We start from the raw sequence: 26,374 nt of genomic DNA, 5'->3' as shown, positions 1-26,374 counted from the left end.
TTTTTATTTTTAGATTGAGAACTTATCTTGGTAGAACATGGACTGGGCCAGTTCGATAAAAGCTTTGCAGGCCGGGCTCATGAGTTTTTGATTTTTTACGGCGAGTCCAATCTGCCGTTGGGTATTTGGAAAGAGTGGACGTTTAACCACATGTGGATGTAGCGCCAACAGCTCAGCAGGCATAGCCATATCCGCAACGATAGCGATACCTTCTTGTAAATTCACCATATTTAAAATGGTTAAAAGTTGCGACATTTGATAGGTGATTTTGGGTTGAATTTGATGTTGTTGCAGTAACTTTTCCACATGAGACTGACTACCTGCACGGGTCATAATAAAGGGGTAGTTTTGTAGGTCTTGGATATTTAAATGACTGTGTTTGGAAACTGAATAACTATCTGGAATCAAGGCAATGAAAATATCTTGAATTAAGGGGAAGGTGAACAGTTGCGGCTTGGGGAGTACGGCAAAACCAACATCAATCTGACGTTCAGAAATCCAACGAGACACTTCTGCATCAGTACCTTCTTCGACATAGATCTCAATGTGCGGATAGCGCTCTCTATATGCCTTTAATAGCTCTGGAAGCAGATGAATCGAACTAGAAGAACCAAAAGAGCCAATTCTCAGCGTTCCTTGTTGAATACCATGTGCGGCATGCACTTCTTGTTGCATGATTTGTGCGGTATTGATGACTTCTTTAGCATGCAGTAATAACTGCTGACCAATATGAGTCAGGCTAATTTCGCCTTGTTCACGGCTAAATAAGCTGACATTCCAATGTTGTTCTAAACACTTTAGGGCATGAGAGACAGCTGACTGAGTAATTCCCAGCTGTCGAGCAGCGAGAGTAAAGCTTTGTTGTTCTGCGACTTTAATAAAGATTTCAAGCTGAGAAAATGTCATTGCCATGAGTAATTACTCATTTTGTTATGAGTCTAGATGAGGATTATATTGTGCTACATAAATGGTTAAAGATGAAATAGCTACTTTATTTCAAGGCGTACAGCATGAATATCGTCGTCGCATTGTTTCCCCTCGTTGCATTAATCGCGATGGGCTATGTGCTTAAATACACACAGTTTGTTCAGGATGAATTTTGGGCAAATTCAGAAAAACTTAATTACTACGTTTTATTTCCTGTGCTGCTTTTTTTGAATGTATCAGCCGTGCAATTGGATATGAACACCGTTTCACGAATGTTGACAGTACTGGTTGCGGGCACCAGTTTGATCAGCATTGTGTTGTGGGGGATCAAGCAGTTTATGCATATCCCCGTGCAGCGTTTTGGCGTGTATATCCAAAGTCATATCCGTTTTAATACCTATATTGGTTTATCCCTTATGGGCGCTTTATTTGGCTCCACAGGCATGCAGATGTTTGCCATGTTAATTGCCGTTGCAGTGCCCTTAGTCAATATTATTTCAGTATTGGCCTTCTCAAATTTAAGTGTGAAGCAATTGAGGCAGACCTGTCAGTCCATCGCAAAAAATCCCTTAATTTTAGGCTGTGTGGCAGGGGTATTGTTTAATTTATCAGGCTTGAGTCTGTTTCATGGCTTACCTGAATTATTAAAAATATTGGCAGCCATGAGTTTACCGCTCGGACTACTTTCTGTTGGGGCAGCATTACAGTTTCAACAAATGCGCGCCGATCTACGTCGTTTAAGTTTAAATACGATAGGGCGTCTCATGTTAATGCCATGTATTGCTTATCTATTGAGTACTTGGATGGGTCTGACTGATTTTGAGCGAATGATTTTAGTGGTCTTTTTTGCTTTGCCAACTGCATCATCGTCTTATATTTTGACACGCTATTATCAAGGTGATTCACAACTGATGGCGGCCATTATTAGTGTACAAACCATTGGTTTTGGCTTGATGTTTCCATTGCTCATGTTGATCGTGCATTAATCATGCTGAAATACTATCACGCTGATTTTAAATAAGATAAAAAAAAGCCCGCATGATGCGGGCTTTTTTTGTTACTCGAAATTAAGCAAATTTTGCCAATACTTCGAGGAAACCTGCGCTTTGACGTGGGTATTGAGCAATCACGTCATGAATACGCTGACCTTCAGGATTAGTTGCGTTCACATCACGGCCATCGGCAACGAATTGAGTCAAAAGACGCTCATAGTCATTTGGACGCATATGTTTGAAAGCATGGTAAAGCACGTGAAAGTCGCCATTCACTCCTTCAGGAGGAAGCTGAGTAAGGTAGGCAAATACACGCTCATCTGACCATTCTTCGTTGAACGTTGCTGGCTGAGATAATGCCATCGCAATCTCCTTGCTGGTTTAAAAATACAAAAAGGCAAATATGAGTACGCAAGTAAAATAGTTTTATTCGCCGTCTCTAAGTTAAGCGACTCATTTTATGGTTGGATCAAAAGTTATTTTTTTTATCCCGTTTACTCGAAGCAAAGCTTTTGATCTAACAAAGGAATAAAACTAATCCAGCCCACTCGAAGCAAAGCTTCTCATCTTGCGGCTGGGTAAAGCAGCGCTTTACTGATCCAGCCTCACATTTTGCCTTGATTCAATTTACTTGGCTAATCAGAATTCAGATTAACGTTCTTCAGGCAAATTGATATTCATTTCAAGCATTTCAATATTCGCTTCAGAACGAACAGACATTTGAATATGTTGCTCATCTACACCACGAACATAGCGGTTTACTACTTGCATGATTTCTTTTTTCATCATGTCAATCTTGTCTTGGCTGAGGCGTTTACCTAAACCATTTTCAGATGCCACGATGACTTTTAAACGGTCTTTTGCCGTTTGTGCGCTTGAGGGTTTCTCGTCGCTGCTAAAAAGTTTGCTCCAAAATCCTGCCATGATTACGCTCCAAATAGACGTGCTAACCAACCCTTAGGTTTTACCGTAATGTGACGGTAAGGGCGCTCTTCACCAAGGAAACGTGCAACAAGGTCATCATACGCTTGGCCAGCCGCTTCTTCTGTAAACAGAATCACTGGTTTACCTTCGTTTGATGCTTGTAGAACGCTTTTACATTCAGGAATAACACCTAAAGTCGGTACGCGTAAAATATCTTTTGAAATGTCATCAATCGTCAACATCTCTTGTTTATCCGCACGTTCTGGATTGAAACGTGTAATACATAGATGCTTACGGATACGACCTTCGTTTTGTTCTACTTTTTTGGTTTTGCTGTCGAGCATACCAATAATACGGTCAGAGTCACGTACCGAAGAAATTTCTGGGTTCGTTACAATAATCGCTTCATCAGCATGATACATTGCTAAAATTGCACCACGTTCGATACCCGCAGGTGAGTCACAAATAATGTAATCGAACTCTTGAGAAAGTTCGTCCATTACACGTGCTACACCTTCATCTGTTAACGCGTCTTTATCACGTGTTTGAGATGCTGGCAAAATGTAGAGATTTTCAATATCTTTATCGCGAATAAGCGCTTGTTGTAATCGAGCTTCGTTATTCAATACGTTTACAAAGTCATATACAACGCGGCGTTCACAGCCCATGATCAAGTCAAGGTTACGTAAACCCACATCAAAGTCGATCACAACAGTTTTGTGGCCGCGAAGGGCTAAACCTGTTGCAAAAGATGCGCTTGTAGTTGTTTTACCTACGCCACCTTTACCTGATGTTACGACAACAATTTTCGCCACCGAATCCACTCCTGTTATGGTTTAAATCCCCTTTTTTAATTAGGGGTTTGGTGATTATTTATACATTAAAATTGCAAAGCTTCAAATACTAGCTCTTGCTGGTCATTCAAATAAATATGTACTGGCTGTTTGACCACATGAGGTGGAATGTCATCAGCGACACAGTAAGTCCCTGCAATTGAAACCAATTCAGCTTCTAATGAATGGCAGAAAATACGTGCAGCCGTGTTCCCACCAGCTCCGGCAATGACTCTACCACGAGCACTACCATAAATATGTATATTTCCTGAAGCAATTACTTCTGAACCGCTATTAATCCCAGCATTAATAATGATATCGCCATGGTCTTGGACTAAACATTGACCTGTACGCAAGATTTCATTGTGATACGACGTGGCATGACGAATGGTTGGTACTTCGACTGCAGCAATTTTATCTTCGGTTTTTTCTTCTGCAGGTGCGGGCTCTTCAACCACTTGTTCGCGTGTCGGTTTAACTTGTTGTAGTTTGCGATCCGCAGGAACCACGGGAAATTGGATGGCACGTGCTTGGTCAGATAGTGGACCTTCAGTGACACCAATCGGTTGAATTTCAATACTAATAAGTAGTTGAATCAGTGCAATTAGTTCTTGATCAACCGTACTTTCAATCACGGCTAATGTTCCGGGTGGAAAAGCCTTTTGGAACATTGGAGTAAGTTGCTGGCGGATCGCATCATGATCATTGGTATCGAGGTGAATGCGAATCGCATTGACCATTTTGCCTTTTATCCGTATATCAGCCATATTGAATCCTTGAGACTTCTAACTATTACTTTTGTGCCGAAGTAGTTATGTTGTAAATAGAGCAAATCCTAGAACAATTTGCATGAATACTCTAGCGGAGTTCGCAATTATTTTTGACTAAGTGTTTATTCTGTAGCTTGGTCCTGTTCCTGCATAATCTGCTGCCACTGTTTTACTTTCACTTGCTTACGAATAGCCTCTAGACTTTCAAAAACCGCAGAGCGAACCAACTCATCCAGCTGGGCATTATTTTCGATTTCAATACGGCTAACACGCTGTGAAATGTCTAAATATAGATTGGGTTTTTGAGCCGTCGATGTATTGGGATAAGCCAATGGGGAAATTAAACCTTGGGTAATATTTTCACCCAAACGTTGCCCGATACTTTGAATCTGCTGTTCAATGCGGCTGCCAACGATTGGCACTAAGCGCAATAGCTGCGTGAGTTCTGGAGTGTCTTCGATGGCCTGACTGACGATTTGTCCGACATTTTTGGCGATCAATTCACGTTCAGTACGTAGCTCTTTGCTTAAATTTTCTTGCAAAATCTCAGCTAAAACTTGGGTGAACATCTCACGGTGATGCTGCACAAGATTATTAATCAGGTCTTTATGGGTTGTACTGGTATTGAGCTCATGCTTAACACCATCTAACACGGTAAGTACCACACGATCAGACAGTTCTTCCATCACCACACGATAATAAAACAAAGCTTTCTTTTGCCATGCCGATGGCACAATCTGATAACCCATTTCATAAAGTCGATAGGCAATCACGCCCGCGCGAAATAAACGCAGGAAACGTAAATGCGGCACAATGGCTAAAATTTCGTACCAATGTATAAACGGGAAGAAGAACCAGCGCTGATGGTGCTTGTTGATAATAGCAATCGCCCAGCGCACCAACAATTCTACAATCAAAAAGATAATAAACCACGCTTCGGTGGTAATCACCCATGGATGCAAATGTTCACGGTAAAAACTCAGCACATCGGGCAGGTGGATACTGTTAAAGAACCAACTGCCAAGATTGCTCATGAGGAAAAAGTTCATGCACAGGCAGAACAAGTTAAAAACAATAATAAACACCATGAATATGTCATAAATCAAAAACAGTTTGAATGACCAACTGTCTGGATTGACATGATGATATTTAGATTTCTTGTTTTGCGGCATGCTGTTCTGCGACATAAAACTTCTTCTTAATTATTCAGTAACTGAGTATTTAGCTTTCATACGAGTAATGAGTTGGTCTTTCTCCGTCCACAGCTCATCTACCCAATGCTGAAATTTTTCACGGAATTCTGCATCATCTTCATAGTTGCCGCCATGCACCCACGTTGGAATTTCAATTTTACGTAAATCCACGGCGATACGCGGAACTTCACCGAGCCAAAATTCGCCATAACCTGGTGCACCATTTGGATAGACGATGGTCATATCCACGAGAGCATCAACTTGATCCCCTAAAATATTGAGTGCCAGTGCTAAACCACCCGCTTTCGGCTTAAGAAGGTTTTGATACGGTGATTGCTGCTGCGCATGTTTTTCAGGGGTAAAGCGAGTGCCTTCCAAATAGTTCAGCAGGGTAAAAGGCTGGCTCAATAACTGTTCACAAGATTTACGCGCTTCTTCCATATCTCGATATTTAAGTTCAGGATTTTTCGCGATTTGTTCTTTGCTATGACGTTTCATCATTGGGAAGCCTAAAATTTTAAAAGCTTGTCCCACAAATGGAATGAAAATGAGCTCCCATTTGGTAAAGAAACGCGTCAGAGGCATACGGGTTAAACCAAAATATTGGTTGACTGTCGTATCGACCCAACTTTGATGATTACAGGTCATGAGATAACGACCCTGCAAATTTAAGTCGAGGCCTTCATCGATGGTAATGTCCCATTTGGTATTAGGCAGCACATGGTCAATCAACCAGTTATTGATAGTAAGCCAACTGTTGGTGATTTTAATGTTGGTTTCATCGACCTTTTTTGATTTTTTAAAGAGTTTGGTTAGACCAAGGGCTAAAACAGGAGGACCATGGAAAAAAGTACTGCCTGTCATAACAGAACCGACGGTAAGTCCTTTGCTAATTTTTTTTAGTGTCGGTTGCTTATTTGTTTGAGATGACATATAAAAAGTCCTAGCGGAAATTGTCCAAATAATGATTGATTCTAGTAAATATAGTTCGAGTTGATTAAATAAAAAAGGGCATCTGCTGAACTGTGAAGAAATTGTGATGGAATTAACAAATAAATCTCGTATTCATATTACAAATTGTAACTAAACGTTTTATTATTAACAAAAAATCAATGGTTCAGCCATTTGTTTTACTTCATCATTTCAACCATACAACAAAACACAAAGAAGGAGGCATGCAATGCGTGCACTAGTAATTTCGGCAGTAGTTGGGGCAATGGCACTTACTGGTTGTCAAAACATGGAATATGACAAAGCAGCAATCGGTACTGGTCTAGGCGCTCTTTTAGGCGCTGGTATTGCTTATTCTAATGCTGATAAAGACAAAATGGGTCAAGCAGCTGCAATTGGTGCTGTAGTTGGTGGTGGTGCAGGTCTTCTTCTTGATAAGAAAGAAAAACGTCTTAAACAAGAATTGGCTGGTACTGGTGTTGACGTAGGTCGTAATCCAGATGGTTCGATCAACCTTGTTATGCCATCAGTAACTTTCGCAACTAACTCTTCAACTATTCAATCTCAGTTCCAATCTGCATTGAATGATGTTGCTAAAGTATTGCGTGAAGACGGTACTGCAAACAAACTTGCAATCGTTGTACATGGTCACACAGACAACACTGGTACTGATGCGATCAACAACCCACTTTCTCAAAACCGTGCAAACTCAGTGAAAAACTACCTAGCGTCTCAAGGTATTTCTTCAACTCGTATTACTGCACGTGGTTATGGTTCAACTTCTCCAGTAGCGGATAACTCAACTGCTGCAGGTCGTGAACAAAACCGTCGCGTAGAAATCTCAGTTTACGAAACTAAATAAGTTTTAGTTCGAAACGAAAGGCCACCCTCGGGTGGCTTTTTTTATGGCATTTTTAATGACCGATAAAATACATTTTGCATTAGGCAAGATCGTTTCAGATGACTATAATCATCCTCGAATTAATAAGAGGAAAGACTATGTCACTGGCAAGTCAGTTGAACGACAAGCAACTTGAAGCAATGAAATACACTCAAGGACCCTTGTTAGTACTTGCAGGGGCAGGTTCAGGCAAAACATCGGTGATTACCCGTAAAATTGCCTATTTGGTGAAGCATTGTGGAATTCCTGCGCACCGTATCACCGCGATGACCTTTACCAATAAAGCTGCGCGTGAAATGAAAGAGCGTGTGACGAAGCTGATGAGTCGTGAAGAGGCAAAAGGGCTGTCGGTTTCTACATTCCATAACTTCGGGCTAAACATGCTTCGTTTGGAATTAAAAAATACACCGTTAAAAAATAACTTTTCTATTTTAGATGCAGATGACTGCAAACGCATTTTGATGGATTTAATGCATCGTGACAATTTGTCGGGTGCAGAAAGTAAAGAGCTGATTGCCAAAGCCATGAAAATGATTTCAGATTGGAAAAACGATCTGATTCCACCTGAGCAAGCGCATACCACCTGTGAAACAGCAGAAGACGTTCAGTTTGCACATCTGTATCAACTGTATGAGCGTAATTTACGTGCCTACAATGCTGTGGATTTTGATGATTTGATTGTCATGCCGACGCGCTTATTACAAGAAAATGCAGAAGTGCGTGATCGTTGGCAGAATCGAATCCGCTATTTATTGGTCGACGAATATCAAGATACCAACACCGCGCAATATATTTTGGTGAAATTACTCGTGGGTGTCATGGGACAGTTCACCGCGGTAGGTGATGATGACCAATCGATTTATGCATGGCGTGGTGCTAAGCCTGAGAATATGGCTTTATTGAAGGAAGATTTCCGTAATCTGAAAGTGATTAAGCTTGAGCAAAACTATCGCTCGACCAGTCGTATTTTAAAAGCTGCCAATACAGTTATTGGCAATAACCCACATATTTTCGATAAAAAGCTTTGGTCAGATAAAGGCCATGGTGAAGTGATCCGCGTGATTACTTGTCGTAATGACGATGATGAATCAGAACGCGTCGTAAAAGACTTAATTACACACAAGCTGATGAACGGTAAAAATTGGAAAGACTACGCCATTTTATACCGTGGTAATTTCCAAGCGCGTGCTCTAGAAACACAGCTACGCCAAATGCAGATCCCGTATAAATTATCGGGTGGTCAGTCTTTCTTCGCTCGTGCTGAAATTAAGGACTTGATGAGCTACTTACGTTTGATCATCAACCCTGAAGATGACAGTGCATTTTTACGAATTATCAATACGCCAAAACGTGCGATTGGCCCTGTGACTTTGGAAAAACTCGGTCTATTTGCTCAAGAAAGTAATTTATCCTTACTCAGTGCAGCAGGTGACCAGCGCTTAAGCATGGCGATTCCGAAAAAAGCCACAACCCAATTGGCCGAATTTGCGGACTTTATTTCGACCTTTACTCGTGAATTATTAGAAGATGATGAGCCTGTTCCCATTATTCGTCGCATGATGATTGAAGCAGGTTATATCGACTATGTTAAAGAATCTGCAGCTACTCCTGCGCAGGAAAAAACCAAACTGGATAATATTGAAGTGCTATATAGCAGTATTCAAAGTTTGATAAACCGCGCTGAAGATGTAGATGAAAAGAACATTGAAAGTGTGATTCGTAAAATGGTGCTGCTCGATATGTTAGAACAGCAACAAGAAGAAGAAGACACCGATAAAGTCAATTTGTTAACACTTCATGCGTCGAAAGGTCTGGAATTTCCATTCGTTTATTTGATTGGTCTGGAAGAAGAAATTCTACCGCATAAAAACTCCATTGCTGCTGACACGGTCGAGGAAGAACGACGTTTGATGTACGTGGGGATTACTCGTGCACGTCAAGGCTTAACTATGACTCTAGCAGAGCAACGTAAAGCCGGTGGTCAAATGCGACAAATGACACCAAGCCGTTTCTTGGACGAACTGCCACAAGATGAATTGGAGTGGTTAGGCCGCAAGAAAAAGCTGGCAGGGGATATCGATCCTAAACAGCAAGCACAGCATTATTTAGAAAATTTACGCGCGCTGATTAAGCGTTAAAGCTTAAAGCTTAAAGCGTAGAATATTTTATTTATTTTTTGAAATTCGTTTTATTGAAACAGGAATGAACCATGAAAGTTCAAGTTAAAGTTCTCGACACACGTTTAGGTACGGAATGGCCAATGCCAACTTATGCCACAGCAGGTTCGGCAGGTCTTGATCTCCGTGCATGTGTAGAAGAAACCACCGTAATTGAACCGGGTCAAACTGTTCTGGTAAAAACAGGCCTATCGATTTATATCGAAGATACGCAATATGCAGGTTTAATTCTGCCACGTTCAGGCTTAGGCCATAAACATGGAATCGTGTTGGGTAACTTGGTCGGTTTGATTGATTCTGACTACCAAGGTGAATTGATGGTATCTGTTTGGAACCGTAGCCAAACGGCATTTAGCCTAGAGCCGGGTGAGCGTTTAGCACAATATGTTTTAGTGCCAGTTGTACAAGCTCAGTTTGATATTGTAGATGAGTTTGAAGCCACTGAACGTGGTGCAGGCGGTTTTGGTCATACAGGTAAAAACTAATCAGCACGAGAATTTTGATCCAGTGCGTTGATAAGTAAAATGCCTATAATCAAGTAGCGAATAAAAAACCATCCTCGTGATGGTTTTTTATTTATATCATTTTATTTAAATTTTAATTTATTCAAATTCAAATCTATATTTAGAGTATTTTGGATCTTATTAGGATTTTTAATTCTGATAAGTTTACTTGGTTTATATTTTAGGGGTGAGGGTAAAGAATAATTAGAATTTTGTGTATTGGTTTAAATTTGATCGATTTACTATATTTTTACACATTTAAATAAATAATCAAAAATATTTGAAAAGTAAAATATTTAAGACTAAATGATAAATTGATATTTTTATTAATGTAAGGTATTGATTTAATTTTAAAAATAAATTAGTGGATAAATGTGAGTGTAATTTTTAGATCAGTATTTAAATATTATTAATTGATTGTTAACTAAATTTGTTATAAAAAAAGCTACACTTTTTTTCAGGATTTTATCCTTTAATTAAAAGCTTAAATTCTCAATAGAATTTAAGATTTTTTAATTAATAAAGATGTAATTAGAAGAACATAGTATGGGTTCACTGTTTAGTCACTTTCCGCAACATATTTTTCGTGCATATGACATTCGCGGGAAAATATCGCTCTTAAATGCTGATTTAGTTCAGTCAATTGCTTGTGGCTTAGTCAAACAATATTTAGATGCAGGGCAAAAGAGCCTTGCCATTGGCTATGATGCGCGTTTAACCAGTCCAACCTATGCAAAAATAATTCAAAAAGTCTGCCATGAGGCTGGCCTTGAAGCGGAAATTATTGGCTGCTGCTCAAGCCCGATGTTGTATTTTATTGCGGGACAATTTCAAGGCAATGGCATTATGGTGACGGCGAGCCATAATCCTAAATCAGATAATGGTATCAAGTGGATTATCAAAGGTGAGCCACCTTGTCCGGAGATGATTCAACATGTTGCCGTTGAAGCACGAAATTGTTTCTCATCGGAACGTGTGCATTTGATGACTGAACTTGAGCCACACGAAATCAAACCTGAATATTGTTTGGCCTATCAGAAATTTATTTTAGATGACATTCATTTACAGCAACCGCTTAAAGTTGTGATCGATGGCATGCATGGTTCAGCTGGGCATTGTGCAGCATTATTATTAAATAAATTAGGCTGTGAAGTTTTGGCATTACGTTGCCAAGCTGATGGCCATTTCCCTGATCATGCTCCAGATCCATCACAGCTCAAACATTTAACTCACCTTCGCCAAGCCATACAGTTGCAAAAGGCCGATATTGGCATTGCTTTAGATGGTGATGGTGATCGTTTAGTGTTGATTGATGAAACTGGCAAAGTGGTTTCTGCAGATCGATTATTGTGTTTATTTGCTGAAATTTGTTTGACTCAAAAACCACATGCAGAGGTGGTATTTGATGTGAAATGTTCAACAATGATTCGGGATACCGTGTGTGATCTAGATGCGCAGCCTATCATGATTCGAACGGGCAGTAGTTTCTTGCGAAAGTATATTTCCCAATCTAAAGGCAAAGCGGTTTTTGGTGGTGAATACGCAGGGCATTATGTTTTTAATGACGGTCGTGGTGGTGGCTATGACGACGGTCTATATGCTGCCTTAAGGGTATTAGAATATATTCAAACTCAGGGACTAACATTGTCAGAAGCTTTGGCGAAATATCCGGAGCGCTTTAGTACCGAAGATTTATATGTCAGTACGCATCAGCATGATCCAGCGGAAGTTTTAAAGCAGGTTGAAGCCAATTCTACGCGAATTCCAGCACAAATCAGTAAAATTGATGGAATACGCCTTGATTTTGATGATGGATTTGGCATCATTCGAGCATCGAATACAGGTGAGTATTTCACTTTACGCTTTGATGCCAACTCATCAGCACGCTTAAAAGAAATACGAGATCTGTTTGTTTCCATGTTAGTTGAGCACTATCCAAACATTGCTCATGACATTCCAGATGCTCAATAAGGAGAGGCAAATGCCACATCAACATACTGGCATCGACAAAGCACAAATCCTGACGGAAGCTTTGCCGTATATTCAACGTTTTGCGGGTAAGACGCTGGTAGTGAAGTATGGTGGTAATGCCATGACCGATCCTGAGCTTGAGAGTTCATTTGCACGTGATATCGTATTGCTGAAAACGGTTGGTCTAAATCCGATTGTGGTACATGGCGGTGGTCCACAAGTGGATTCATTCCTCAAACAATTAGGCCGTGAGTCTGATCGTATCGACGGTATGCGCGTGACTGATCCTGCAACGATGGAAGTTGTCGAGATGGTCTTGGGCGGCAGCGTGAACAAATCGATTGTGAACTTAATCAATAAACACGGTGGCCGTGCGATTGGTTTAACCGGTAAAGATGGTAATTTGATCCGTGCGCAAAAATTATTGATGGAAAAAACTGCCGAAGATGGTTCAGTAAAACAGATTGATTTAGGTCTAGTTGGCGAAGTGGTTGGTGTGAAAACTGACGTACTTGAAATGTTTACCCAAAGCGATTTTATTCCTGTGATTGCACCATTAGGTGTAGACGAAGACGGCAATACCTATAACATCAATGCTGACTTGGTTGCAGGTAAAGTGGCGGAAGCATTGGGTGCGGAAAAGCTAATTCTATTGACCAATATCACGGGTGTTTTAGACGAAAATAAAAATCTGCTGACTGGGTTAACCACCCAAGAAGTCGATCGTTTGATTGAAACTGGCGTGATCTATGGCGGCATGATTCCGAAAGTTGGCTGTGCATTAGATGCAGTCAAAGGTGGCGTAATCAGCGCACATATTGTTGATGGTCGTGTACCTCATGCAACATTACTTGAAATCTTTACGGATCATGGTGTGGGTACATTAATCACCAATCGAACCAATGTGAAAAAAGCTTAAGATACTTAGCATTTTTTGATATAAAAAAGCCTCTTTTGAGGCTTTTTTATTATTTATCAGTTAGCTAAGTGACATTTGAAAAGATCAAATAATGTATTTGCCCTGTTGGATTATAAAAACTCTTACAATGGCGCCGATTTTAGATTTACAACAACTAAAACTGTCATGCACAATAGAGAAATCATAGATTTACTGCTGAAATGATCGATATGTGCCAGCTGCTCGGAATGAATTGTGCGACTCCTACCGATATTACTTTTTCGTTTCGGGGATTTTCGCAGCGAGCAGGAATTACCTCAGATCATTGTGATGGCTTTGGTATCGCTTTTTTTGAAGATAAAGCATGTCGTTTATTTGTCGACAATCAATCTGCTGTAGAGTCTCCGATTGCTGAGCTGATCCGAAACTACCCGATTAAATCTCGCAATGTGATTGCACACATTCGTAAAGCGACACAAGGCAAAATTAATCTTGAAAACTCACATCCATTTAGTCGTGAATTGTGGGGCAGACAGTGGATTTTTGCGCATAATGGCGACCTGCATGGCTTTCAGCCCGAGCTCACGGGGCGCTTCACTCCCGTCGGCAATACCGACAGTGAATTGGCCTTTTGCTATTTGCTTGAGCAAATGGTGAAACGTTTTGGTTATACCGAACCAACACTCGATCAGGTGTTTGACCTGTTATTAGAAATCTCTCCGAAAATTGCGGAACATGGCACCTTTAATTTTTGTTTGTCGAATGGGCAGGCGCTATTTAGTTATGCGATTACCAAGCTGCATTGGCTGGTTCGAGAGTTTCCATTTCAGCCTGCACAGTTGATTGATATTGATGTTGAAGTCGATTTTAGTGAAGTCACTACGCCTGAAGACCGTGTTGCCGTGATTACCACTGAACCCTTAACGCAAAATGAAGTTTGGACAGCATTTGAGCCGGGTGAAATGCTTTTATTTCAACATGGTCGTCCAATACGTGCTGCAAAGACGGTTGTTGAACGTTTAGAACGTGAGCGGCTGGACCCATCTTTAAAACGTGTCACACGTGCAGATCAGTATTAATTTTGAATGAAAGATATTCATTATAAAAATGAATATCTTACACTTTATTGAATTAAGGGTGTTTTCTAAGATATTGAATTGATTAAAAAATATCTTAGCTTTATACTCAGGATTAAATAAATTAACATAATAAAAACAATTGATTACATTATAAATAGCAGTATTTCAATTAAAACCAACCTTTTTACTTCATTTTTATTTAAGTCCTTTAATTATATGATGAAATTTACGTGATAAGTCCTTCATATTTATAGGTGGTCGTAATGAAAATGAAATGGGTTCCAGAATACAATACTGGTATCGATGTGATTGACGATCAACACAAACGGATTCTTGACTACATCAATGAAATTGATGGCATTGACGCAAATACAGATCGTGATCGTGTAAAACAAATTCTGGAAAACATTATTGATTACACGCAATCACATTTTACCTTCGAAGAATCTTTACAAGAAGAAGCGGGTTATAAATATCGTGTGCCACATAAACGCGTACATGATTTATTTATTAAAAAAATTGAATCTTACCGCGACCGTTTTGAAATGGGGCATGCGATTGAAAATGAATTACATGAAGTGCTTTCAAAATGGCTAATTAACCATATTCAGCACGATGATGCTGATTATGTCGGTGCGGTTAAAGAAAATATGATGGGTATCATCAAAGAAAAAGAAAAGAAAAAAGGCAAAAATTGGTTTGCACGTTTCTTTTCATAACCTCAAAAAATGAAATAAAAACAATTAAATTCTAATAATATCATTTGCGCAGCAAATCACCTTTAAGGTGATTTGCTTTTTGTTTTTGATTTTCAAGGCACAGCAAGGCAAAATAGCGCTAGAATTTTCAAAGGAATTTGTCATGCAGGACAATGCGATGTCGAAATGGTTATCGCCACTGATGGCGTTCTGTTTATCTTTTATCATTATTGCAACTTTAGCACCGGTAACAGGTATTCAAATTGAACGTCAGCTAGATTTCTGGCTGTTGTGGCTAGGTACAATGCTTATTTTAGCTTTACCGCTATGTTATTTGGAAATTGCCTTAGCAAAACGTTCAAAAATTACAGCAGTTCAAGCACTGTCTTCGCTAACACGTGATGCGGATGCTTCACCCAAATGGCGTATAGTCGGTTGGCTTGCCGTAGTATTTATTCCATTTTTAGCAGGTGCCATGCTTTCAGCCGCGTCGCAATATGTGGCAATTTTTACAGCTAATGGCTTTGCCTATAGCATTATTTTGGCTGTCCTTGCAGTCATTGCATTTGCATTGTCGTTTGTACCACGCCAATTTTTAGTGATTTTGACCGCTATTGGTGTGATTGCTGCAGTAGTCTTAGCGAATGTTATGGGAACTGCCTTACCAGAGTGGAAAATGACTGCGCTCGAATTTAGTGAGTGGGGCAATGCAACTGTCTTGGCGCTCGTAGCAAGTGGTTTGGGGATGGGCTTGTATTGGCAGTCAAGTTTACCAGCCGTGAAGCAACAAGAGATTGCAAGCAAAACGGTATTTCCGATTTGGATCGCTCAACTTTTGGCAGTGGTTGCTTTTGCCTTTTTCGCAGCAAAAGCGCAAGTACCTGCTTTAGCACTGGTTGTGGGTTTAGTTGCAGCTTCTGCATTACTGATTCAAATGGCACGTGAACAATTACAACAACGCCAATTGGCTGTAGTGTTGCAATGGGCGATTTTATTGGTTGCGGTTTTTGTATGGGCACTGAGCACTGTTGTTCCAGTATTTAATATTGCCTTGTTGGTTTGGGGCTTAATTATTTGTCTGATTTATGCGATTTTCGCAGGTTGGATTATGAAGATTAGTCATCTACGTAAGTCAATGAACTTCAGTCATGAAACCTTTTATAATATTTGGCGTATTGCCGTACGTATCGTAGTGCCCTTGTCAATAATATTGGCATTGGTGGCTGTGATTGGGCAGTTATTCTAATGACAGCTCAGTTACAAGTATGGGTCGCTTATGCGAGCGTGGAACAGCAGATATTAATTCCTCTGATCTTTAATCCCGGTATGACGGTTGAAGATGCTATTGTGCAAAGTGGCATTCGAAAACAAGTGGATTTACCAGAAGTATTAACACTAGGAATCTTCGGGGCGCGTGTAAGCGATTCATCTCAGTTACTTGAAGCAGGTGATCGCGTCGAAATCTATCGTGCATTAATCATTAATCCGAAAGATATTCGTCGTAATCGCGCCAAGAAAAATCCCGTCGGCCGTTATTGTCGAGGCAATCGTTTCAAGCAATTGTACTTATAAAAAAAACCCCTAAATTTAGGGGTTTATTTTTATCTTAAAGCGACTATAGTGGTGGCGCAGTTAAAATCGCTTCTTTAGAACCTGGTAAGCCCGGTTGAGACTCTGGAATGGTTTCTAAGCCTTCAATTTTTTGAACGATACCGTTTTGGTCAAAGAAGATTTTTAAGTGTTGACCATGTGCAGCAGGAATCTTGGCTTTTTTAGCATATGTTCCTGGGGTATACTTATAAATGTAGTCCCAACGTAACGGATTCATTGGATCGGCAACAGTTGGACTACCTAGCAAAAAGCGAACTTGTTGGTGGCTCATTCCCACTTGAATTTTAGCCGCTTGTGCTTGAGTTAAAGGTGTACCTTGTGGAATATCAACTTTATAAACGCCCAAGGTTGAACAGCCTACGAGCAATGAAGTGACGAATAACGTCAGCATGATTTTTTGCATTTTGCTAAACTATCCCAAATTAATTATGATGCATTTGATCCAAGGATAGATCATACTGCATCTACACTTTGTTGCATATTCCAACTTTAATTTTGTTGAGAGACCTTTTTTCATGCCTATTTCAAATCAAGATTTACGTAAAGCTGGACTTAAAGTTACACTTCCACGAATTAAAATATTGGAATTGCTTGAAAATTCAAGACAACATCACTTAAGCGCAGAAGATATTTATAAGACTTTACTTGAACAGGGTGAAGATGTGGGTTTAGCAACTGTGTATCGCGTGTTAACACAGTTTGAAGCTGCAGGTATTATTCAACGCCATCATTTTGAAAACAATCATTCTGTTTTTGAGATTATGCAAGAAGATCACCATGACCATATTGTGTGTCAAAACTGCAATAAAGTGGTGGAATTTACTAATGATGTGATTGAGCATGAGCAACATCAAGTGGCAGAAAAATTTGGTTTCCAACTTACAGGTCACTCATTAAATCTTTATGGCTATTGTGATGCACCTGAATGCCAAGAAGCATATCGTAAAAAATAATCCGATGCGGATGAGAATAAATAAAAAAACAGACTTCATATGAAGTCTGTTTTTTTATTTCCGAAAGCATCATGCAGAATTAATGTTGACCATCAAAGGTAATATTTGAATTTGCACGCAGTAAATGCTCACCGCCTTCTTCAGACAATTTAATCTGTAGACGCAGGTCGTTCGGTGAATCGGCATGTTTGAGCGCATCTTTGTAGCTAATTTGCTTGGCTTTATATAGATCATATAAAGCTTGGTCAAAGGTTTGCATACCCAGTTCACGAGAACGCTTCATCAGGTCTTTAATTTCGTGCACTTCACCCTTACGGATTAAATCTGAAATTAAAGGTGAGTTGATCAAAATCTCAATGGCAGCACGACGTGAATTACCATCAATGGTTGGAATCAATTGCTGCGCAACCATTGCTTTTAAATTCAAAGACAAGTCCATGAACAGCTGACTATGACGATCCGCTTCAAAGAAGTGAATGATACGGTCGATGGCCTGGTTGGCGTTGTTGGCATGCAGAGTAGCAAAAACCAAGTGACCCGTTTCAGCAAAGGCAATCGCATAGTCCATGGTTTCACGTGAACGAATCTCACCAATCAGAATCACGTCTGGTGCCTGACGTAGCGTGTTCTTTAAGGCAACTTCGAAAGAGTCGGTATCAATCCCCACTTCACGTTGGGTAATGATACAGCCTCGGTGTTGGTGTACAAATTCAATCGGGTCTTCAATTGTAATGATATGACCTTTGCTATTTTCATTACGATAGCCAATCAAAGATGCCAAAGAGGTTGATTTACCTGTACCCGTTGCACCTACGAAAATGATAATGCCACGCTTGGTCATCGCTAATTCTTTTAAAATCGGCGGTAATTTCAACTCATCCATCGTTGGAATAACGGTTTCGATACGACGCAGCACCATACCTGGCTGGTCACGTTGTTGAAAGGCGCTGACACGAAAACGAGCAGATTTACTGGTATTACTAATGGCAAAGTTACATTCGCGCGTTTCGGCAAATTCCTTACGCTGTTTGTCAGACATAATAGAATGTAAGATTTGACCGACAGTCGGGCCCGGTAGCTTAGTCGAGCCAATTGGCAAAATTTGCCCATTGATCTTAATCGAGGGTTCAACATCGGCTGTAATAAACAAATCCGATGCTTTTTTCTCCACCATATAATCAAGTAAGCCGTTAAAATCCATAACGATCGCCCCAGAAAAATAAAAAAATTACAAGAAAGATTCGGGTTGTTTCGCTGCAGTCCGTGCAGTTTGCGTACTAATAATGCCTTTTGCGACAAGGTTTTTTAAGCTTTGATCGAGTGTGGTCATACCGTAGTTGGCACCGGTTTGAATCGCAGAATACATTTGCGCGACTTTGTTTTCACGAATCAAGTTACGGATCGCAGGAATACCGATCATGATTTCATGCGCAGCCACACGACCGCCACCATTTTTCTTGAGTAGGGTTTGTGAAATTACGGCTTGAAGTGATTCGGATAACATGGCACGAACCATATCTTTTTCTTCAGCAGGGAATACGTCAATCACACGGTCAATGGTTTTTGCGGCAGAGGTTGTATGTAGTGTACCGAAGACCAAGTGACCGGTTTCAGCAGCTGTCAGCGCCAAACGAATGGTTTCAAGGTCACGCATCTCACCGACTAAGATAATATCCGGGTCTTCACGCAGTGCGGAACGAAGTGCTTCGTTAAAGCCGTGCGTATCACGGTGTACTTCACGTTGGTTGACCAAGCATTTTTTTGATTCGTGTACAAATTCGATCGGGTCTTCGACCGTTAAAATATGGTCATAACGGTTGTCGTTAATGTAATCAACCATCGCAGCAAGCGTGGTAGATTTACCCGAACCCGTTGGACCAGTCACCAATACGATGCCACGTGGATATTCACAAATATCTTTGAAGATTTGGCCCATACCAAGATCTTCAATGGTTAGTACTTTTGAAGGAATGGTACGGAAAACGGCACCAGCACCACGGTTTTGGTTAAATGCGTTCACACGGAAACGAGCCACACCAGGTACTTCAAATGAAAAGTCGGTTTCTAATTTTTCTTCGTAATCACGACGCTGTTTATCGTTCATGATGTCGTAAACCAATTTGTGCACTTCTTTGTGTTCAAGAGCAGGAAGGTTGATACGACGAACTTCACCATCCACACGAATCATTGGTGGCATACCAGAAGATAAATGTAAATCCGAAGCGTTATTTTTGGCAGCAAAGGCCAATAGTTCTGTAATGTCCATAAAATCCCCGAGATAAAAATTAAATCTTAATTATTTTGATAGAATAATAAGGCTTTCCCACAGCTTAACCAACACTTAGTTGCAGGGCAATGCAAAAAAAGATGAATGAAATGAGAACCCCGTCAATGAATAAACTTCAAGAAGCACGAAATCAAGTCTTGCAGCAAATTGAGCAGGCTTGCCAACTTGCGGGTCGACTACAGCAGTCGGTTGAATTGTTGGCTGTATCTAAGACGCATCCTGCTGAAATGCTAAGAGAAATGTATACAACGGGGCAACGATCATTTGGTGAAAATTATCTGCAAGAAGCGCTTGAAAAAATTGAGGCTTTGGCCGATTTAGAGATTGAATGGCATTTCATTGGTCATGTACAGCGAAATAAAACCAAACATTTGGCTTCAAACTTTGCATGGGTACATGGCGTCGATCGTTTGATTATTGCAGAGCGTTTATCAGCTCAACGTGACGTTTCACAACAGCCATTAAATATTTGTCTACAAGTGAATATTGATGATCAAGATTCAAAAGATGGTTGTGCTCCTGATGAAGTTGCAGAGTTGGTTCGTCAAATTAGTCTATTACCAAATTTAAAATTGCGCGGGCTCATGGTGATTCCTGCGCCTAACAATACTCAGGCTTTCTTTGATGCTCGGCAGCTCTTTGAGCAAGTTAAAGCAGAGCATGCCCACCCTGAAGATTGGGATACTTTAAGTATGGGAATGTCGGGCGATATGGTTGATGCTATTGCCGCAGGCTCAACTATGGTGCGTGTAGGCACAGCCTTATTTGGTGCACGTGATTATTCCAAATAATGACTATGCAAGTGCCGAGGTGCTGAGAACAAGGTGCCTTATGCACTTGCTAAATCCGCAATTATTTCAAAACGCAAAGCTAAAAAAAGTATTTCAATCAAAATAATTTAAATAAGCACATCATTTCCTCTTTCTCAAATTTTGAAACCCTCGGGTTCAAATTTGGGCTTTAAAATTGAACTTTCCAGCAAAGTTGCGTACAAAACAAGCAGGATGTCACGCACATTTTGAGATGAAAGTGATTTGATTTTTGGACAAATAGGAAAGTTCATGATGGCATATTATCAACTGATTCAGCGTAATACGGATGCGCAAGGCATTGTCACAGCACATTATCGTTCAACAGTCTTAGCACAGGGCGCATGGAATGAACATGAGCAACATATGGCACCTGCAACAGGCATTATTTGCGCAGAACTAGATCGATTTTTACCCCGTGAAGATGTGCGCATAGGGCGAATTAGTTTGGATATTTTAGGCTTAATTCCTGCGGGAGAGTTTGAAATAGTCAGTAAGGTGATACGCCCAGGTAAAACCATTGAGTTGATTGAGTCTGAAATGCGTGCTCAAGGCAAAGTTTGTATTGTGGCGCGAACGTGGCGCATGATGACGCAAAACAGTCAAATCGCTCATGGACTTGAAGACCAGTCGGTCAATGGACCTGAACAAGCGCCTCTTTGGGAGGGGATTCGTCAATGGCCCGGTGGTTTTATTCACTCTATTGAGGCACGAAGCCATGAACGACGAGCAGGTCGGGGTATTGTTTGGTTAAACACACCTCATGAAATGATTGAGGGCGAAACGAGTAGTGATTTCGTGCGCTTAATGGGGTTGGTTGATACAGCAAATGGCATTGTGCCACGTCAAGACTGGCCGTTTAAATGGGGTTTTCCAAATTTAGACCTTCAAATTCATTTGCATCGAATGCCGCAGGGGCAGTGGCTAGGTTTAGAAACTGTACAGCAATATGGTGACGACGGAATCGGATTAACCAGCTCAATCCTACATGATGTTAATGGCCCATTTGGACGTAGCGAACAAATCCTTACGCTGCGTAAAATTTCAGAATAGCAGATAACACAATGCAAATTTGATTGTGTTCATTGCTACTTTATATTGAAAGTATTAGGGATATTGTTAGGCCTTAATTATTCCAATCATGAATGCAATCAAATTCTGGGTTAGTTGAATTCCAGCTGTATGTTATTTGGATGAATCTGATCCGGTTATTGGTTACAGTGCTTAGCATAAGTCAACAATTTGCAGCACTATTGTTCAGCCTAGTTTTTTATACTGGCAAGATAAGTATTCTAATAAAGGGCAGAGCAATGAAAAATAGATGGATTGTGATTTGGAGTTTGTTGGGCGGTTTTTTTAGTTTAATTTTATCGGCCTGTAGTTCGGCACCAGTTCAGCAATCAGCAGATGACATGAGTTCAGATGTTCAAATTGAAAGTGAAATGGCTCAAGTATCTACACCGAGCATGACTGCCAGTCGAACTTCAGCTTCTTTAAGTAACAATAAAGTTAAGGATGAGCAGCGTCTTGGAACGAAATGGGGGGATGAAATCAGTTCATCGGTTAAACCCGTCAATTTAAAACGCTTAAGTTCAACGCCTATTGCTGAGTCGCAAATCCGTTATGCAGGAAAAGACTTTTCAGGGCGTAGTATTAACAGCATTTCCTTGGCGGCGGGCAAAGTTAGCTTTTCAGTGAAAGACGAGCGTGGACGTAATTTAGCCTTATATCGAGATGGGCAGCAATACTTTCTATCTGCTAATGATGGCCAAAGCTATGTATTGCATTATACCAATAACAGCCCACAAACCTTTGAGGTAGTGGCAAGTGTAGATGGTTTGGATGTATTAAATGGACAGCGTGCATCACGTTACAACAGTGGTTATGTGCTGTGGCCTTATAGTCATTTGGATATTGAAGGGTTCCGTAAGAGCAATAGTGCAGTGGCTTCATTTACCTTCAGTAAACCTAAAGATTCATATGCAGCGCACTCTACCAGTGGCTCGATTAACAATACAGGTGTGATTGGTACGGTTATTTATGAGCTAAATGCACCACGTGATCAAGTCAAACCTACAAGCCAATATGCCCCACCACCAAATGCTTTTCCTGCGGATTAAGGTGGATGTAGGACCATACACTTCTTTGTCATTCCTAAGTCAAGAAAATCAGGGCTGAGTGGAAAAATTCATTCAGCCTTTGCTTTCTAATCAGCTCTCAAATTTTGAATATCGTCAATATCACGCATCGTTAGATTGATTAACCATTTACTCAGGAACTCAGCATACAACTTCAATGGTACTTGCACCAGCACCGACAGGTTTGACTTGAATCTGTACTGGAATCCGTTCATGCATTTCATGTACATGCGAGATCAAGACAACTTTACGACCCTGGCTTTGTAAGTGATCGAGTGCATTCATCACCATATGTAAGGAGGCAGGGTCAAGCGTACCAAAACCTTCATCAATAAACAGTGATTCGAGCTTCATGGAGCCTGACGCCATATTGGCAATCGCTAAAGCCAGCGCTAAAGATACCAAGAAAGTTTCACCACCAGATAGGGAGAGGACAGGGCGGACTTCGCTGTTCATATCGAGGTCGATAATCGCTAGACTTAAACTGTCAGGAATACGATGTAATTGATAACGCTGTGAAAGAGGCTGTAATTGTTGGTTAGCATATTCCACCAAGATATCCAAATGATGCTCTTGGGCGATTTTCTTAAATTTCGTGCCTTCTTTGTGACCAATTAAGTCGTAGATGCGACCCCAACGATATTCTTCAGTTTTGATTTGCTCAATCTGTGATTGATATTTGGCGTAGTTACTTTGATTATTAGCATTCATACGCAGTTGCGCATCAGCTTCGTTAAACGCATTTTGCTGCTGTGCTTTCTCCGATGCCAATGTCATCAGTTTGCTTTGTAGCTCTTCAAAGCTGAGTTCAGGCTGTTGTTTGAGATGCTTTTGATACTGTTCTTCAAGCGTTTGCCATGAAGTCTTGGCAGTATCCAATGTGTACTGATGATTCAATAAGTTGTGACGGATGTCTTGGTGCTGGTCATGGTCAATCGTCAAACATTGTTCAATAAGACTTGGATAGAAATCAGGATGCGTTTCTTGCCATGTGGCAATGTGTTGGCTTGCCTGCTGAAGCTGTTGTGTATTTAAGCTGATTTGACTATTTAAATTTTGCTGTTTTAAAAGCAATTGCTGTAATACGTCTTCAGAGCCTTTGAGCTGCTGACGTATTTCAGTAATTGCGTGTTGTAATTGCTGCTGTTCTCGATCAAGCGTTGCTTGCCATTCGCTGACATACTGATACTGACGACCTGCATAGGTTTCGGTCAGAGTATTGAGTTGTTCACGTAAGTGTTTACCAGCGCTAGAAATCTCTGCCAATTGATCTAATTTTTCCTGAGATTGTTTTTGTAAAAATTCAAGTTTTAATTGCTGTTGATTCTGTTCAGCCTGCAACTGCTCACACTGTTTTTGTTGCTCATTGATCAGCGTCAATAACTGCTGACGTTGTTGTAATTCCTGCAAGATCTGTTGAGCATAATGAAGTGGATGCGCCTGCCAATGCTGTTGCTGCATGGTATTAAGTTGCTGAGTAATAGGTTCGATCAGGTATTCGAGTTGTTGTCGCTGTTGTATACCATATTGTAGTTGTTCAGCTTGTCGCTGTGTTGAACGCCATGTTTGGAGGGTGTGTTGATCTTGCTGTAAATCATCAAGCAGTTGTTGCGTTGTTTGCGTTGTTCGCGCTAAAGCCACTTGAATCTGTTGTAAAAGATCAGCAGAAGATTGCTGTGTATCAAAGTCCAACTGCTGTGATCGTAGTTCATTGTTAAACTTATGCTTCTGAACGCTGATGCTTTGTGAGAGTTCATCGATTTGACGCTGTTGTTGCTGCGTCGTTGCTTCGATTTTTGAAGATTGTATTTCTAATTGATTTAGCTGTTTGCACAGATGCTCGTGATCTTTTTTGGCTTGCTGTAATTGTTGGTCTTGCAATTGTTCCAAAGCATGCTTCAGCAAATCTTTATGTTCCACAAAGGGATGAGCATGGCTACCACAGACCATACAGGCTTCATTCGGTTTCAGTTGGGCGCGTAAATCTTGCACACTCTGATGTTGCAGCAAACGCTGCTGTTCGAACATTTGCTCGAGTTGTTGCAGAGACGTTTGGCTAAGTTGTACGTGTTGCTGCTGTGTAATGGTCTGCTGTTTTAAATCCGCTGCAATTTTTGCATCGGCTTGTAATTGTCGTTGCAATTGCTGACATTGTTGCTCGTGCTGTAAGAGGTGTGTGGCTTGTTGTTCAAGACGTTCCAAAATGCGAGTAGCTTGATCTTGCTGCTGCAATGTTTGCTGAGTTTGCTGCGTTTTTTTCTCAAGTAAGGCAATGTCTTGGTATTGCGCTGACCATGACTGCATACGTTGTTTGAGGTCAGTGTATTGTTGTTGCAAGCTCTCTACTGACTGTTGCAATAATTCAGGTTGTTTGCTGTTCAAAGCTTGATATTGCTGTACATAATCATCTAGACGTTGTGCTGTAGTGGCAAATGTTGCATCAAAAATTGCCCATTGCTGTTGTTGCTGGAGTTGTTGTTCGAGTTGTTGATTGCGTTGCAGCGCTTGATTTAAGTTTGCTTGCTGCTGAGCGCATTGTTGCTCAAGGGGTTGAACGTGTTGATGGGCAAATTGTTGTTGCTCAAGCTTAACACTCTGATGTTGCTTAATTTTGCTTTGAATGTCGTGATCGAGTTGATACGCAATTTCTAATTGCGGTTTAAGCTGTTCGAGGTGTGTTTGCCATAATTGCGCATTTTGCTCAGCTTGATGTAATTGCTGTAGTGCTTGTTCGTGTTGCGATTGAGCCTGTTGTAACTGCGGCTGAAAATCTCTCAGTGCTTGTGTCAATTGATTAAGTTGCAGTTGAGCAGCATTTTGTCTCTCATACTGTGCACGAATCGGCTGAAATGAATCCAATTGTGCTAATAATTTTTTTTGTGGTTGCAGTTTTAGATCAGCGTCCACTTGAACATCATAGACTTCTTTTTTCGCTTGAACACTTGCATATAGCTCATGTTTATCTTTGTGCCATTTCAGATCATTTTCGAGCAATTTTTCGGATTGTACTAAATGATGTAAGGCAAGTTTTATGGCGTGATGTTGTTGATTGAGCGTGGCGAGTTCATCTTCCGATAAAATCTCTAAATGTCCAATATGTTTTTCCAAGTCGGCACGTTGCTGTTTGATTTCACTATATTTATCTGCTGCTTTTTTACTCACTTCGCTAAAAATTTGCGAATTCGTGAGATATTCCAACAAGTCGGCACGTTCATGATCTTTGGCTTTTAAAAATGCCCCAACCTCAGATTGTGCCAATAATACCGCACGAGTAAATTGTTCAAAACTTAAACCAATCAGCTTTTCGATCAGTGGAGTGACTTCAGAGATTTTTTGGGTCAGGGTCGTACCGTCATCAAGGCAGATGACAGCGCGCTCAACTTTAAGATTACCATCGACTTTTTTACGTGCACGATTAATGTCCCAACGCGCTTGGTAGCGTTTGCCATCCAGGGCAATAAATTCGAGTTCAGCAAAACCTGAAGTCGTCCCACGGCGCAAAATATTTTTGGAATCTTTAATGGAAATATCTTTACCACCAACATCACGAATACTGCCCGCTGCACCACGCAGACGAGGTACTTCGTCATAGAGGGCTAAACACATGGCATCGAGTAGCGTGGATTTACCTGCACCTGTTTTTCCCGTAATCGCAATTAAACCTGCTTGAGATAATGGACTATTTTCAAAATGGATATGTTGTTCACCCGCCAAAGATGCCAAGTTGTTTAAACTGAGTCGTAAAATTTTCATGGCATA

25 protein-coding genes are annotated in these 26,374 nt (G+C 40.6%); 14 read left to right on the top strand and 11 right to left on the bottom strand.

Annotated elements, in window-relative coordinates; translation table 11 throughout:
* Nucleotides 1-9: 9 nt before the first annotated feature.
* A complete protein-coding gene (locus FTU75_RS07000) occupies nt 10-906 on the bottom strand; it encodes a LysR family transcriptional regulator (RefSeq protein ID WP_180115527.1) in 897 nt (298 codons plus the stop codon).
* 104 nt (nt 907-1,010) lie between these two features.
* Here FTU75_RS07000 and FTU75_RS06995 point away from each other — a divergent pair, with 104 nt between their 5' ends.
* Complete coding sequence (locus tag FTU75_RS06995) at nt 1,011-1,913, top strand: AEC family transporter (protein ID WP_180115518.1); 903 nt, start codon at nt 1,011-1,013, stop codon at nt 1,911-1,913.
* Nucleotides 1,914-1,994: 81 nt separating this feature from the next.
* Here the strand turns inward: FTU75_RS06995 and FTU75_RS06990 are convergent, their stop codons facing one another.
* The 6 genes from FTU75_RS06990 to FTU75_RS06965 all read right to left on the bottom strand — a co-directional run bounded on the left by FTU75_RS06990 (nt 1,995) and on the right by FTU75_RS06965 (nt 6,572).
* Nucleotides 1,995-2,282, bottom strand: a complete 288-nt coding sequence (locus tag FTU75_RS06990) for a PA4642 family protein (RefSeq protein WP_067766167.1) — start codon at nt 2,280-2,282, stop codon at nt 1,995-1,997.
* 288 nt (nt 2,283-2,570) lie between these two features.
* Nucleotides 2,571-2,843 carry a cell division topological specificity factor MinE gene (gene minE / locus FTU75_RS06985; RefSeq protein ID WP_078190039.1) on the bottom strand — a complete coding sequence of 91 codons (273 nt, stop codon included), beginning with the start codon at nt 2,841-2,843 and terminating at the stop codon, nt 2,571-2,573.
* 2 nt (nt 2,844-2,845) lie between these two features.
* Entirely contained in the window at nt 2,846-3,658 is an 813-nt protein-coding gene (minD, locus tag FTU75_RS06980; protein ID WP_067670152.1) for a septum site-determining protein MinD, read from the bottom strand.
* A gap of 65 nt (nt 3,659-3,723) precedes the next feature.
* Nucleotides 3,724-4,443 (bottom strand): septum site-determining protein MinC, encoded by a 720-nt coding sequence (gene minC / locus FTU75_RS06975; RefSeq protein WP_078193110.1) that lies wholly within the window; start codon nt 4,441-4,443, stop codon nt 3,724-3,726.
* A gap of 125 nt (nt 4,444-4,568) precedes the next feature.
* Nucleotides 4,569-5,633, bottom strand: coding sequence for a preprotein translocase subunit SecA (locus FTU75_RS06970; RefSeq protein ID WP_373685849.1), 1,065 nt, complete (start codon nt 5,631-5,633; stop codon nt 4,569-4,571).
* A gap of 15 nt (nt 5,634-5,648) precedes the next feature.
* Nucleotides 5,649-6,572, bottom strand: coding sequence for an acyltransferase (locus tag FTU75_RS06965; RefSeq protein ID WP_180115517.1), 924 nt, complete (start codon nt 6,570-6,572; stop codon nt 5,649-5,651).
* Nucleotides 6,573-6,819: 247 nt separating this feature from the next.
* On the opposite strand from FTU75_RS06965, the gene FTU75_RS06960 reads away from it, so the two are divergent.
* From FTU75_RS06960 to FTU75_RS06920, 9 genes are all read left to right on the top strand, one after another.
* Nucleotides 6,820-7,452 carry an OmpA family protein gene (locus FTU75_RS06960; RefSeq protein ID WP_078193108.1) on the top strand — a complete coding sequence of 211 codons (633 nt, stop codon included), beginning with the start codon at nt 6,820-6,822 and terminating at the stop codon, nt 7,450-7,452.
* A gap of 137 nt (nt 7,453-7,589) precedes the next feature.
* Nucleotides 7,590-9,629: a UvrD-helicase domain-containing protein gene (locus FTU75_RS06955; RefSeq protein ID WP_078193107.1), complete on the top strand. Its 2,040-nt coding sequence runs from the start codon at nt 7,590-7,592 to the stop codon at nt 9,627-9,629.
* A 71-nt stretch (nt 9,630-9,700) separates the two neighbouring features.
* A complete protein-coding gene (gene dut, locus FTU75_RS06950) occupies nt 9,701-10,153 on the top strand; it encodes a dUTP diphosphatase (RefSeq protein WP_078193106.1) in 453 nt (150 codons plus the stop codon).
* A 564-nt stretch (nt 10,154-10,717) separates the two neighbouring features.
* The gene (locus FTU75_RS06945; RefSeq protein WP_180115516.1) at nt 10,718-12,142 is read left to right on the top strand and encodes a phosphomannomutase/phosphoglucomutase; all 1,425 of its coding nucleotides are present in this window, start codon (nt 10,718-10,720) and stop codon (nt 12,140-12,142) included.
* A 10-nt stretch (nt 12,143-12,152) separates the two neighbouring features.
* Entirely contained in the window at nt 12,153-13,061 is a 909-nt protein-coding gene (gene argB / locus FTU75_RS06940) for an acetylglutamate kinase (RefSeq protein ID WP_078190033.1), read from the top strand.
* 209 nt (nt 13,062-13,270) lie between these two features.
* Entirely contained in the window at nt 13,271-14,119 is an 849-nt protein-coding gene (locus FTU75_RS06935) for a class II glutamine amidotransferase (protein WP_180115525.1), read from the top strand.
* A gap of 263 nt (nt 14,120-14,382) precedes the next feature.
* A complete protein-coding gene (locus FTU75_RS06930) occupies nt 14,383-14,838 on the top strand; it encodes a bacteriohemerythrin (RefSeq protein WP_078190032.1) in 456 nt (151 codons plus the stop codon).
* A gap of 142 nt (nt 14,839-14,980) precedes the next feature.
* A complete protein-coding gene (locus FTU75_RS06925; protein ID WP_180115515.1) occupies nt 14,981-16,063 on the top strand; it encodes a hypothetical protein in 1,083 nt (360 codons plus the stop codon).
* Nucleotides 16,063-16,389 (top strand): RnfH family protein, encoded by a 327-nt coding sequence (locus FTU75_RS06920; protein WP_180115514.1) that lies wholly within the window; start codon nt 16,063-16,065, stop codon nt 16,387-16,389. Before FTU75_RS06925 ends, FTU75_RS06920 begins: the two co-directional genes overlap by 1 nt.
* Before the next feature lie 43 nt (nt 16,390-16,432).
* Here the strand turns inward: FTU75_RS06920 and FTU75_RS06915 are convergent, their stop codons facing one another.
* On the bottom strand, nt 16,433-16,831 hold the full coding sequence (locus FTU75_RS06915) for an outer membrane protein assembly factor BamE (protein WP_078193102.1): 399 nt from the start codon (nt 16,829-16,831) through the stop codon (nt 16,433-16,435).
* A gap of 112 nt (nt 16,832-16,943) precedes the next feature.
* On the opposite strand from FTU75_RS06915, the gene fur reads away from it, so the two are divergent.
* A complete protein-coding gene (gene fur, locus FTU75_RS06910) occupies nt 16,944-17,381 on the top strand; it encodes a ferric iron uptake transcriptional regulator (protein ID WP_078193101.1) in 438 nt (145 codons plus the stop codon).
* 79 nt (nt 17,382-17,460) lie between these two features.
* Here the strand turns inward: fur and FTU75_RS06905 are convergent, their stop codons facing one another.
* Nucleotides 17,461-18,582: a PilT/PilU family type 4a pilus ATPase gene (locus FTU75_RS06905; RefSeq protein WP_180077385.1), complete on the bottom strand. Its 1,122-nt coding sequence runs from the start codon at nt 18,580-18,582 to the stop codon at nt 17,461-17,463.
* A gap of 27 nt (nt 18,583-18,609) precedes the next feature.
* Nucleotides 18,610-19,647, bottom strand: a complete 1,038-nt coding sequence (locus FTU75_RS06900; protein WP_078190026.1) for a type IV pilus twitching motility protein PilT — start codon at nt 19,645-19,647, stop codon at nt 18,610-18,612.
* A gap of 125 nt (nt 19,648-19,772) precedes the next feature.
* Between FTU75_RS06900 and FTU75_RS06895 the strand changes: the two genes are divergently transcribed.
* From FTU75_RS06895 to FTU75_RS06885, 3 genes are all read left to right on the top strand, one after another.
* Entirely contained in the window at nt 19,773-20,459 is a 687-nt protein-coding gene (locus tag FTU75_RS06895; protein WP_180115513.1) for a YggS family pyridoxal phosphate-dependent enzyme, read from the top strand.
* A 270-nt stretch (nt 20,460-20,729) separates the two neighbouring features.
* The gene (locus FTU75_RS06890; protein ID WP_180115512.1) at nt 20,730-21,530 is read left to right on the top strand and encodes a thioesterase family protein; all 801 of its coding nucleotides are present in this window, start codon (nt 20,730-20,732) and stop codon (nt 21,528-21,530) included.
* 257 nt (nt 21,531-21,787) lie between these two features.
* On the top strand, nt 21,788-22,597 hold the full coding sequence (locus FTU75_RS06885; protein WP_180115511.1) for a hypothetical protein: 810 nt from the start codon (nt 21,788-21,790) through the stop codon (nt 22,595-22,597).
* Between the two features lie 159 nt (nt 22,598-22,756).
* On the opposite strand, the gene FTU75_RS06880 is transcribed toward FTU75_RS06885, so the two are convergent.
* A complete protein-coding gene (locus FTU75_RS06880) occupies nt 22,757-26,368 on the bottom strand; it encodes an AAA family ATPase (protein WP_180115510.1) in 3,612 nt (1,203 codons plus the stop codon).
* Nucleotides 26,369-26,374: the final 6 nt, after the last annotated feature.

Source organism: Acinetobacter sp. YH12140 (genome assembly GCF_013418475.1).
GTDB classification, from domain to species: Bacteria; Pseudomonadota; Gammaproteobacteria; order Pseudomonadales; family Moraxellaceae; genus Acinetobacter; species Acinetobacter amyesii.
Note: the sequence above shows the minus strand (reverse complement) of the source record. Positions and strands in the feature narration are given on the sequence as shown.

What these genes read in the sequence shown, in the direction of transcription:
- FTU75_RS06965 (WP_180115517.1), bottom strand. Translation starts at nt 6,572, where the DNA reads ATGTCATCTCAAACAAATAAGCAACCGACACTAAAAAAAATTAGCAAA.
- FTU75_RS06925 (WP_180115515.1), top strand. Translation starts at nt 14,981, where the DNA reads ATGCAGGACAATGCGATGTCGAAATGGTTATCGCCACTGATGGCGTTC.
- FTU75_RS06970 (WP_373685849.1), bottom strand. Translation starts at nt 5,633, where the DNA reads ATGTCGCAGAACAGCATGCCGCAAAACAAGAAATCTAAATATCATCAT.
- FTU75_RS06915 (WP_078193102.1), bottom strand. Translation starts at nt 16,831, where the DNA reads ATGCAAAAAATCATGCTGACGTTATTCGTCACTTCATTGCTCGTAGGC.
- FTU75_RS06885 (WP_180115511.1), top strand. Translation starts at nt 21,788, where the DNA reads ATGAAAAATAGATGGATTGTGATTTGGAGTTTGTTGGGCGGTTTTTTT.
- minC (WP_078193110.1), bottom strand. Translation starts at nt 4,443, where the DNA reads ATGGCTGATATACGGATAAAAGGCAAAATGGTCAATGCGATTCGCATT.
- argB (WP_078190033.1), top strand. Translation starts at nt 12,153, where the DNA reads ATGCCACATCAACATACTGGCATCGACAAAGCACAAATCCTGACGGAA.
- FTU75_RS06895 (WP_180115513.1), top strand. Translation starts at nt 19,773, where the DNA reads ATGAATAAACTTCAAGAAGCACGAAATCAAGTCTTGCAGCAAATTGAG.
- fur (WP_078193101.1), top strand. Translation starts at nt 16,944, where the DNA reads ATGCCTATTTCAAATCAAGATTTACGTAAAGCTGGACTTAAAGTTACA.
- FTU75_RS06880 (WP_180115510.1), bottom strand. Translation starts at nt 26,368, where the DNA reads ATGAAAATTTTACGACTCAGTTTAAACAACTTGGCATCTTTGGCGGGT.
- FTU75_RS06995 (WP_180115518.1), top strand. Translation starts at nt 1,011, where the DNA reads ATGAATATCGTCGTCGCATTGTTTCCCCTCGTTGCATTAATCGCGATG.
- FTU75_RS07000 (WP_180115527.1), bottom strand. Translation starts at nt 906, where the DNA reads ATGACATTTTCTCAGCTTGAAATCTTTATTAAAGTCGCAGAACAACAA.
- FTU75_RS06955 (WP_078193107.1), top strand. Translation starts at nt 7,590, where the DNA reads ATGTCACTGGCAAGTCAGTTGAACGACAAGCAACTTGAAGCAATGAAA.
- minE (WP_078190039.1), bottom strand. Translation starts at nt 2,843, where the DNA reads ATGGCAGGATTTTGGAGCAAACTTTTTAGCAGCGACGAGAAACCCTCA.
- FTU75_RS06900 (WP_078190026.1), bottom strand. Translation starts at nt 19,647, where the DNA reads ATGGACATTACAGAACTATTGGCCTTTGCTGCCAAAAATAACGCTTCG.
- FTU75_RS06960 (WP_078193108.1), top strand. Translation starts at nt 6,820, where the DNA reads ATGCGTGCACTAGTAATTTCGGCAGTAGTTGGGGCAATGGCACTTACT.
- FTU75_RS06930 (WP_078190032.1), top strand. Translation starts at nt 14,383, where the DNA reads ATGAAAATGAAATGGGTTCCAGAATACAATACTGGTATCGATGTGATT.
- FTU75_RS06990 (WP_067766167.1), bottom strand. Translation starts at nt 2,282, where the DNA reads ATGGCATTATCTCAGCCAGCAACGTTCAACGAAGAATGGTCAGATGAG.
- dut (WP_078193106.1), top strand. Translation starts at nt 9,701, where the DNA reads ATGAAAGTTCAAGTTAAAGTTCTCGACACACGTTTAGGTACGGAATGG.
- FTU75_RS06890 (WP_180115512.1), top strand. Translation starts at nt 20,730, where the DNA reads ATGATGGCATATTATCAACTGATTCAGCGTAATACGGATGCGCAAGGC.
- FTU75_RS06920 (WP_180115514.1), top strand. Translation starts at nt 16,063, where the DNA reads ATGACAGCTCAGTTACAAGTATGGGTCGCTTATGCGAGCGTGGAACAG.
- FTU75_RS06905 (WP_180077385.1), bottom strand. Translation starts at nt 18,582, where the DNA reads ATGGATTTTAACGGCTTACTTGATTATATGGTGGAGAAAAAAGCATCG.
- FTU75_RS06935 (WP_180115525.1), top strand. Translation starts at nt 13,271, where the DNA reads ATGTGCCAGCTGCTCGGAATGAATTGTGCGACTCCTACCGATATTACT.
- FTU75_RS06945 (WP_180115516.1), top strand. Translation starts at nt 10,718, where the DNA reads ATGGGTTCACTGTTTAGTCACTTTCCGCAACATATTTTTCGTGCATAT.